At 60.0% G+C, this 8,006-nt stretch carries 10 protein-coding genes; 5 read left to right on the forward strand and 5 right to left on the reverse strand.

From position 1 onward, the window contains the following. Positions 1–111 precede the first annotated feature (111 nt). The 4 genes from ahpC to galU form a co-directional block, all read right to left on the reverse strand. The gene (ahpC, locus tag AC07RO_RS26270; protein ID WP_065987199.1) at positions 112–675 is read right to left on the reverse strand and encodes an alkyl hydroperoxide reductase subunit C; all 564 of its coding nucleotides are present in this window, start codon (positions 673–675) and stop codon (positions 112–114) included. Positions 676–854: 179 nt separating this feature from the next. Then, positions 855–2,567, reverse strand: a complete 1,713-nt coding sequence (locus tag AC07RO_RS26275; RefSeq protein ID WP_495087488.1) for a hybrid sensor histidine kinase/response regulator — start codon at positions 2,565–2,567, stop codon at positions 855–857. A 105-nt stretch (positions 2,568–2,672) separates the two neighbouring features. Then, positions 2,673–4,028 carry a glutathione-disulfide reductase gene (gene gorA, locus AC07RO_RS26280; protein WP_495087489.1) on the reverse strand — a complete coding sequence of 452 codons (1,356 nt, stop codon included), beginning with the start codon at positions 4,026–4,028 and terminating at the stop codon, positions 2,673–2,675. A 136-nt stretch (positions 4,029–4,164) separates the two neighbouring features. Continuing rightward, complete coding sequence (gene galU / locus AC07RO_RS26285; RefSeq protein ID WP_192172113.1) at positions 4,165–5,007, reverse strand: UTP--glucose-1-phosphate uridylyltransferase GalU; 843 nt, start codon at positions 5,005–5,007, stop codon at positions 4,165–4,167. A 349-nt stretch (positions 5,008–5,356) separates the two neighbouring features. Here galU and AC07RO_RS26290 point away from each other — a divergent pair, with 349 nt between their 5' ends. Then, a complete protein-coding gene (locus AC07RO_RS26290; RefSeq protein WP_065987194.1) occupies positions 5,357–5,542 on the forward strand; it encodes a hypothetical protein in 186 nt (61 codons plus the stop codon). A gap of 180 nt (positions 5,543–5,722) precedes the next feature. After that, a complete protein-coding gene (locus AC07RO_RS26295) occupies positions 5,723–6,004 on the forward strand; it encodes a hypothetical protein (protein ID WP_065987192.1) in 282 nt (93 codons plus the stop codon). 56 nt (positions 6,005–6,060) lie between these two features. On the opposite strand, the gene AC07RO_RS26300 is transcribed toward AC07RO_RS26295, so the two are convergent. Beyond that, positions 6,061–6,417 (reverse strand): hypothetical protein, encoded by a 357-nt coding sequence (locus tag AC07RO_RS26300; protein WP_122534636.1) that lies wholly within the window; start codon positions 6,415–6,417, stop codon positions 6,061–6,063. Between the two features lie 203 nt (positions 6,418–6,620). On the opposite strand from AC07RO_RS26300, the gene AC07RO_RS26305 reads away from it, so the two are divergent. The 3 genes from AC07RO_RS26305 (at position 6,621) to alkB (ending at position 7,909) form a co-directional block, all read left to right on the forward strand. Beyond that, positions 6,621–6,926 (forward strand): DUF1883 domain-containing protein, encoded by a 306-nt coding sequence (locus tag AC07RO_RS26305; RefSeq protein WP_037010615.1) that lies wholly within the window; start codon positions 6,621–6,623, stop codon positions 6,924–6,926. A 96-nt stretch (positions 6,927–7,022) separates the two neighbouring features. Further along, positions 7,023–7,202, forward strand: a complete 180-nt coding sequence (locus AC07RO_RS26310; protein WP_192172114.1) for a hypothetical protein — start codon at positions 7,023–7,025, stop codon at positions 7,200–7,202. Between the two features lie 29 nt (positions 7,203–7,231). Then, on the forward strand, positions 7,232–7,909 hold the full coding sequence (gene alkB, locus AC07RO_RS26315) for a DNA oxidative demethylase AlkB (RefSeq protein WP_282373723.1): 678 nt from the start codon (positions 7,232–7,234) through the stop codon (positions 7,907–7,909). Positions 7,910–8,006 lie beyond the last annotated feature (97 nt).

An 8,006-nucleotide genomic window follows, 5' to 3' on the forward strand; every position in this document is an offset into this window, starting at 1 on the left:
CCAGCGAGTTCTACAAAAAAAACGCCCGAGCGATAACCGCCCGGGCGTTTTTTGGGGGCGATGCGGTTTACGTGCCTACGGGCTCATCGCCCCCGATCCGGTCATGACGACTTAGATCTTGCCAACCAGGTCCAGGGACGGTGCCAGAGTGGCCTCGCCTTCTTTCCACTTGGCTGGGCAGACTTCGCCCGGGTGAGCAGCGACGTACTGAGCCGCCTTGATTTTGCGCAGCAGCTCGGAAGCGTCACGGCCAACACCGCCGTCGTTCAGTTCGACGATTTTGATTTCGCCTTCCGGGTTGATCACGAAGGTACCGCGGTCAGCCAGACCCGCTTCTTCGATCAGGACGTCGAAGTTGCGGGAGATTTTCAGGGTTGGGTCACCGATCATGGTGTACTGGATTTTGCCGATGGCTGGCGAAGTGTTATGCCAGGCAGCGTGAGCAAAGTGAGTGTCGGTGGAAACGCTGTAGATTTCGACGCCCAGTTTCTGGAACTCGGCGTAGTTGTCCGCCAGGTCTTCCAGCTCGGTTGGGCAAACGAAGGTGAAGTCAGCCGGGTAGAAGAACACTACAGACCATTTGCCTTTCAGGTCGGCGTCCGACACTTCTACGAAGTTGCCGTTCTTGAAAGCAGTTGCCGTGAACGGTTTGACTTGGCTGTTGATGATAGGCATCAGTGAATCTCCTGAGGGTTGTGGAAATGGGTGTTACAAATTCGATGGGGAGGATACTACGCAAAATCGTCGGCAAGAACTCATTGGCAAAGCTCATGCTAACGATTGGTTTTGACTATAAGGATGCTTTATTAATAGAAGACGTTGTTGAGGGACAGTCGGGCCCGGGAAAGGCGCGTTCAGTCTGACTCGATCAGGCTTCGCACGCGCACCGCAAGTTCGTCGATGCTGAAGGGTTTGGTGAGCAGATCCATGCCATCGTCGAGAAAGTCGCCACGCACCTCGGCCTCTCGCGCATAGCCGGTCATGAACAGAACCTTCAGCCCGGGGCGATGCTGACGGGCCACCTCCGCCAGTTGACGACCATTCAAGCCCGGCAGTCCGACGTCCGTCACCAGCAGATCGACCGGATCGCTGCCCTGCAGGACCGGGAGCGCCTCATGGCTGTCGCAGGCCACGATCACCCGGTAACCCAGCTCCTTGAGCACATCCACCACCAGCATGCGCACATCGGGCTCGTCTTCGACCACCAGCACGCGCTCGCCCTGACTGGCGCGAGGCGGCTCGATGCTGGGGTTCACGACGGGCGCACACTCGGCGGCAGCCTCATGACAGGGAAGCAGCAAATCGATCCGCGTGCCGCGCCCTTCTTCGCTGGAGATACTGACCCGGCCGCCGGTCTGGTTGATGAAGCCGTAGACCATCGACAGGCCCAGCCCGGTGCCCTGCCCGATCGGCTTGGTGGTGAAGAACGGATCGAAAGCCCGAGCGATGACTTCGCTGGACATGCCCATTCCGGTGTCCTGCACGCGAAGGCGCACGTAGTCGCCCGGCGCCAGCGCATCCTGCAACAGGGCAATGTGGGTCAGTTCAGTCTGGATCAGCAGCCTGCCGCCATCGGGCATCGCGTCGCGGGCGTTGATCACCAGATTAAGCAGCGCGTTTTCCAGCTGGTGCTCATCGGTGTTGGTCAGGCACGAGGTCCCGTGCAGATCGACTTCCAGCTCGATGCTTTCGCCGATGGTGCGGCGCAGTAACTCTTCCATCGACGCCACCATGTGATTGACGTCCACGGGGCACTGATTGAGCGACTGACGACGGGCGAACGCAAGCAGGCGATGGGTGAGTGACGCGGCGCGGTTGGCCGAGCCCATGGCGGCCTCGATGTAACGACCGATCTCCGACACGCGGCCTGCGGCCACCCGCCGCTGAATCAGGTCCAGCGCGCCAAGCACGCCGGTCAGCATGTTGTTGAAATCGTGGGCGATGCCGCCCGTCAACTGGCCGATCGCGTCCATCTTCTGCGCGTGGCGCAGGGCCTCTTCGGCCTGGGCGCGCTCGCTGATTTCGATCTGCAGGCGCTCATTGCTCTCGGCCAGTTCACGGGTACGCGCGGCGACACGCTGCTCAAGACTCTCGTTCAGCTCACGCAGCGCATCTTCGGCACTGACTTGCGCAGTGATGTCCGTGCTGGTGCTCAGCCAGTGGGTGATGCTGCCGCGGTCGTCGCGGATCGGCAACGCACGGGACAGGAACCAGCGGTACTGGCCGTCTTTGCCACGCAGCGGGAAGGTGTCTTCCCACAATGACCCGGTCGCGAAACAGCGCTGCAGGCGCGACTCGACGCGCTGGCCATGGTCAGGGTGATGCAACGATCGCCAGCCCAACGCCATCATCGCCTCGTACGAGGTGCCGGTGTAACTGTACCAGCGCTCGTTGTACCAATGGATGCGCCCGGCCGGATCGGCGATCCAGGCCAACTGACTCATGTTGTCGGCGAGGCTGCGAAACTGCCGCTCACTTTCCTCAAGCGTTTCGGTTCTGGAAAGCGCCTGGTCGTCAGGTCCTGCTGGATTCAAGGGCATGGCTGCCGAAAAACTCGTGCTGGTCAAAGAGTGGGTCCGTCCCTAAAAACAATGGCTCGTCCAGCTCCCTCCATGGAGGCCGGACCGTTCACATGTGCCGCGTGTCGTTCAATCACGCGCGCGGCGCACACCTTAACGCGTCGGTGTGCGCATGGTGACGAATTCCTCCGCCGCCGTAGGATGCACGCCAATGGTGTCGTCGAAAATCTGTTTGGTAGCGCCGGCTTTGAGCGCGATCGCCAGGCTCTGGATGATCTCGCCCGCGTCCGGGCCGACCATGTGGCAACCCAGAACGCGATCGGTTTTGGCGTCGACCACCAGCTTCATCAGGGTGCGCTCCTGGTTGTCGGTCAGCGACAGCTTCATCGGCCGGAACTTGCTTTCGAACACCTGCACCTCATAGCCGTCCTTCATGGCTTCGGCCTCGGTGAGGCCGACCGTGCCGATGTTCGGCAGGCTGAACACGGCAGTGGGAATGTGGCGGTAGTCCACGGGGCGGTACTGCTCGGGCTTGAACAGGCGCCGCGCGACGGCCATGCCTTCGGCCAGGGCCACCGGCGTCAACTGCACCCGACCGATGATATCGCCGACGGCGATGATCGATGGCTCGGTGGTCTGGTAGTCACCGTTGACCTTGATGAAGCCTTTCTCATCCAGCTCGACGTTGACGGTGTCCATGCCCAGGTTATCGAGCATCGGACGGCGGCCGGTGGCGTAGAAGACGCAGTCGGTGTTGAACGAGCTGCCGTCGTTCAGGCTCAGTTGCAAGGTGCCGTCGGCCAGCTTCTCGATGCTGTTGATTTCGGTCTTGAAGCGGATGTCCATCTCGCGCTTGGCGAGCTCTTCGTGCAGATGGGTGCGCACGCTTTCGTCGAACCCGCGCAGGAACAATTCGCCGCGGTACATCAGCGAGACGTCAGCGCCCAGGCCGTTGAAGATCGAAGAGAACTCGACTGCGATGTAGCCGCCGCCGACCACGACGACGCGCTTGGGCATCTGTTCGAGAAAGAACACTTCGTTGGAGGTGATGGCGTGCTCGCGGCCCGGAATGTCCGGCACCTGCGGCCAGCCACCGGTGGCGATCATGATGTGCTCGGCCGTGTGAACCTGGCCGTTGATTTCGACTTCGTGGGGGCCGCGCAGGCGCGCATGGCCTTCCATCAGTGTCACGCCGCTGCTGTCCAGCAGCTTGCGGTAGACGCCATTGAGGCGGCTGATTTCACGGTTCTTGTTGGCGATCAGGGTGGGCCAGTCGAAATGCGCCTCGCCACTGCTCCAGCCGTAGCCTTTCGCCTGTTCGAAGTCTTCGGAATAGTGCGCGCCGTAGACCATCAGTTTTTTCGGCACGCAACCAACGTTGACGCAGGTGCCCCCCAGATAACGGCTCTCGGCCACGGCCACGCGCGCGCCGAAACCGGCGGAAAACCGCGCTGCGCGGACGCCGGCCGAGCCCGCGCCAATTACAAAAAGGTCAAAGTCGTAGCTCATGTGTCTCTCCCAAGCGATGCGCTAGCATAACCGCTTGAGCGCGCTCGGCAAGTTCCGCAGGACAGAAACGACAAAGCCACCCGAAGGTGGCTTTGTCTGACAGCACAGCTAGACGCTGACTACCGATACAGATGCATCACTGAGTCGATTTGCCGGTCTTGTAGAAGTGCTCGAAGCAGAAGTTGGTGGCTTCCACGTAGCCTTCGGCACCGCCGCAGTCAAAACGCTTGCCTTTGAATTTGTACGCCAGGACGTTGCCCTCGGCGGCCTGCTTCATCAGGGCGTCGGTGATCTGGATTTCGCCGCCTTTGCCTGGCTCGGTGTTTTCGATCTTTTCGAAAATGTCCGGGGTCAGGATGTAGCGACCGATGATGGCGAGGTTGGACGGAGCAACATCCGGTGCCGGCTTCTCGACCATGTCAGTGACGCGGAACAGGCCTGGCTTGATTTCTTCGCCAGCAATCACGCCGTACTTGTTGGTCTCGTTCGGGTCAACTTCCTGAATCGCCACGATCGAGCACTTGTACTGCTGGTGCAGCTTGACCATCTGCGCCAGAACGCCGTCACCTTCCAGGTTGACACACAGGTCATCCGCCAACACCACGGCGAATGCCTCGTTACCGATCAGCGGACGACCGCTCAGAATCGCGTGACCCAGACCTTTCATTTCGGTCTGGCGAGTGTAGGAAAAGCTGCACTCGTCGATCAGTCTGCGGATGCCGACTAGGTACTTTTCCTTGTCGGTGCCCTTGATCTGGTGCTCAAGCTCGTAGCTGATATCGAAGTGGTCTTCCAGCGCGCGCTTGCCGCGGCCGGTGACAATGGAGATTTCAGTCAAACCCGCAGCAAGTGCTTCTTCCACGCCGTACTGGATCAGTGGCTTGTTGACAACGGCCAGCATCTCTTTGGGCATGGCCTTGGTCGCTGGCAAGAAGCGAGTGCCGTAACCGGCTGCAGGGAACAAGCATTTCTTGATCATATAAATCCTTGATGAGCTGGGGGTGTTGCGGCGCAGTCTAATGAGGCGGCGATAACCTTACAATGCCGCTACTGGCCGTTCGCTGCCTAGGTAGAGGAACGCTGACGCAGATAGTTCCGCAGATCGTTCCGCCAATAGCTCAGCAACCAGCTCACTCGCCACGCTTCACCCACTGATTATTGGAATTCCATGCTGTCCTTCGTACGAGGGCATCCAGCGCCGCGTAACCGCCGTTCGGTGACCTTCGCAAGCGTAGCCCTGTTCGCCATCGCGCGTGGGAAATTGTGCGATTGCCCTTTGGCATTTGCCGATTATCATGGGCGCCTGAATTACTAATCGAGACGAGTCGATGTCTGAAGTCAAAAGCGTGAACGGTTACCAGATCAAAAAGCTCCAGGACGGCCAGTGGTGGCTGGTCGGCCACGACGGTGAAGCCGTGGCAGGCCCGTTCTCCAGCGAGAGCAGCGCCATCGAAGTCGCCGCCGTGTTCGAAGACACGCCAGCCCCGCGTCGTCGGGCTGACAAGAAGGACTGATCAGGCGGCCCGGCCCGCTCCGCAACGGAGTGCGGCCGAGGCCTCTCCTGCGCAGCTTCGGCCACGGATGCTGCCGAGCAAGTCCTGCAAAAAATCTACGGTGATGCCGGAACGATGGCACCGCCTCTCAGTCTCAGACTAGCAATTCCCACACCGGCCCTCATCGCGAAGCATTCCACCATGATCAAGATCTTATCCGTCATTGCTGTACTGGCCCTGACCGGCTGCGCGACTGCGCAGAACACTTACCTCAAAGACGGCAAGCAGGCGTTGAGCATCGACTGCTCCGGCGAAGCCATGTCCTGGGCCGCCTGCTACGAAAAGGCTGACGCCTCGTGCGCGGGCACCGGCTACAACATCGTCAGCACCAACGGCACGCCGCAACCCAAGGAAGACGATAAGACCCTGGGTGTCGATGTCGGCAACTATAAAAACCGCACCGTGCTGGTGGTCTGCAAATAACGTCTCGCCCGTCTAACCGTTGAACTCCGTCACCCTTGATTCGCCCCGCAGTCGCCTCACTCGCCCGAGATACAGGCCGTCACGGCGTGCTGCACGTCCTTGGGCCGCAGGGGGTTGTTCGACAGTCGTTCGAACAGCTTGATCGAGCTGCCGCTGGAGCGGGTCTCGATGTCGACGATGGCAGCAGGGTCACTGGTCAGCAACTTCTGTGGAACGATGATGCGCAGGCCCTCTTTGTGCGGCTCGATCTGCGGCGGCTTGCGGCTGTCAGAGATGCGTCCGACAAAGCACGCGGCATAATCCTTCGGCGACTTGCCGGACATGACGCTCATGGTCGCCGGGGTGTGTTCGATGTCCGTAACTGTGGCGCAACCGGTCATCGCCAGGGCCAGAATAACAACCGCCAATTTCATACAATCCCTCCAGTAAAGGTGCTTACGACAAGCCCGACCCGGATTAAATCCCGCGCGTGTGCTTTTTTAACTGCCAGCCTGGCGGTCAGCCTTGCGTCGATTCAAGCGAGTCCTCGATCAATAAAACCCGCCGGGAAGATCAATGCCCAGGCTCGTCGTGCTATGGTTTCGGGTTTTCGAGAACGCTGTCTCCGGAGACACCCATGAAATTCGTACACCAGCGCGAGCACCTCAACGAAGACGACATGGTCGTCATCGAATGCTCCCAGCTTTGCAACATACGCCTGATGAGTGATGCCAACTTCCGCAGCTTCAAAAACGGCGGTCGTCACACCTACCACGGCGGCGCGTTTGACCGTTTCCCCGCGAAGATCGCGGTGCCCAGCACCGGCTTCTGGAACATCACCATTGACACCGCCGGCCGCAAGCTCGACAGCCATGGCGGGCGCAAGACTGCCTTCACCCATTCGATCAAAATCGTCCGCCGCTCGTCCTCGCGTCTGAGCTGATGCGCCATTGAGCCAAAGCGCCATTGAACACCGGCTGGCGTGAAATCTTTGTATTTTTTTTGCGAACATCCGGTCAGTTTTTTCCAGGAGTAAAATGTGAGCACCCCTGCCCCCGTCGTCAAATACGCAATCAGCTACAAGCTCAACGGCGAGCGTCGTTTCGAGTTTGCCCTGTTGCAGTCGCCCTCCGCCGATGAGGCCCTGGCCGCCCTGCAGAAGATGCACGGCGACAGCACCGATGTCATCAGCGATGTGAAGGTCAGCAAAGCGCTGTAGCCGAAATCTGAACGGGGAAGCCCATGGTGATGCAGCGCAAGGGCACGACGCCGGCGACGTTTGATCTGTTCGCGGAGGATACGCCGCAACCGCCTTCACATGAGCAGATCGGGCCGGCGTCGTTTGTGTTTCGTGGCTTCGCTTTGCCTTTCATCGAGTCATTGCTGCCTGCGCTGGAGTCGGTGCTGACCCAGGCGCCGTTCCGCCATATGGTCACGCCCGGCGGTTACACGATGTCGGTGGCGTTGAGCAGTTGCGGGGACTTCGGCTGGACCACTGACCGAAGTGGCTATAAATATTCCCCCATCGATCCGCTCACGGGTGAGCCATGGCCAGCGATGCCTGAGGTGTTCATGGAGCTGGCGGTGGCGGCGGCTTCAGCTGCCGGGTTTGCGGGGTTTGTGCCGGATGCGTGTCTGATCAATCGTTACATCCCCGGAGCCAAGATGTCGCTTCATCAGGATAAGGATGAGCGCGGTTTGGAGTGGCCGGTGGTGTCGGTTTCGCTGGGCTTGCCGGCGATGTTTTTGTTTGGCGGGCTTGGGCGCAGTGATCCGACTCAGCGGGTGCCGTTGTTTCATGGGGATGTGGTGGTGTGGGGCGGGGTTGATCGGCTGCGCTTTCATGGGGTGTTGCCGATTCGGCAGGCGGAGCATCCGCAGTTGGGGGAGCAGCGGATTAATTTTACGTTTCGCAAGGCGCGGTGATCATCGGGGCTGCTTTTGAGGATCAAGAGCGTCTGCCTGGGGGCAGACTGTTTCGCCTTCGGCGACTTACTTTTGAAAAGCACCAAAAGTAAGCAAA

The sequence above is a fragment of the Pseudomonas sp. GW821-FHT07F05 genome (assembly GCF_059418765.1).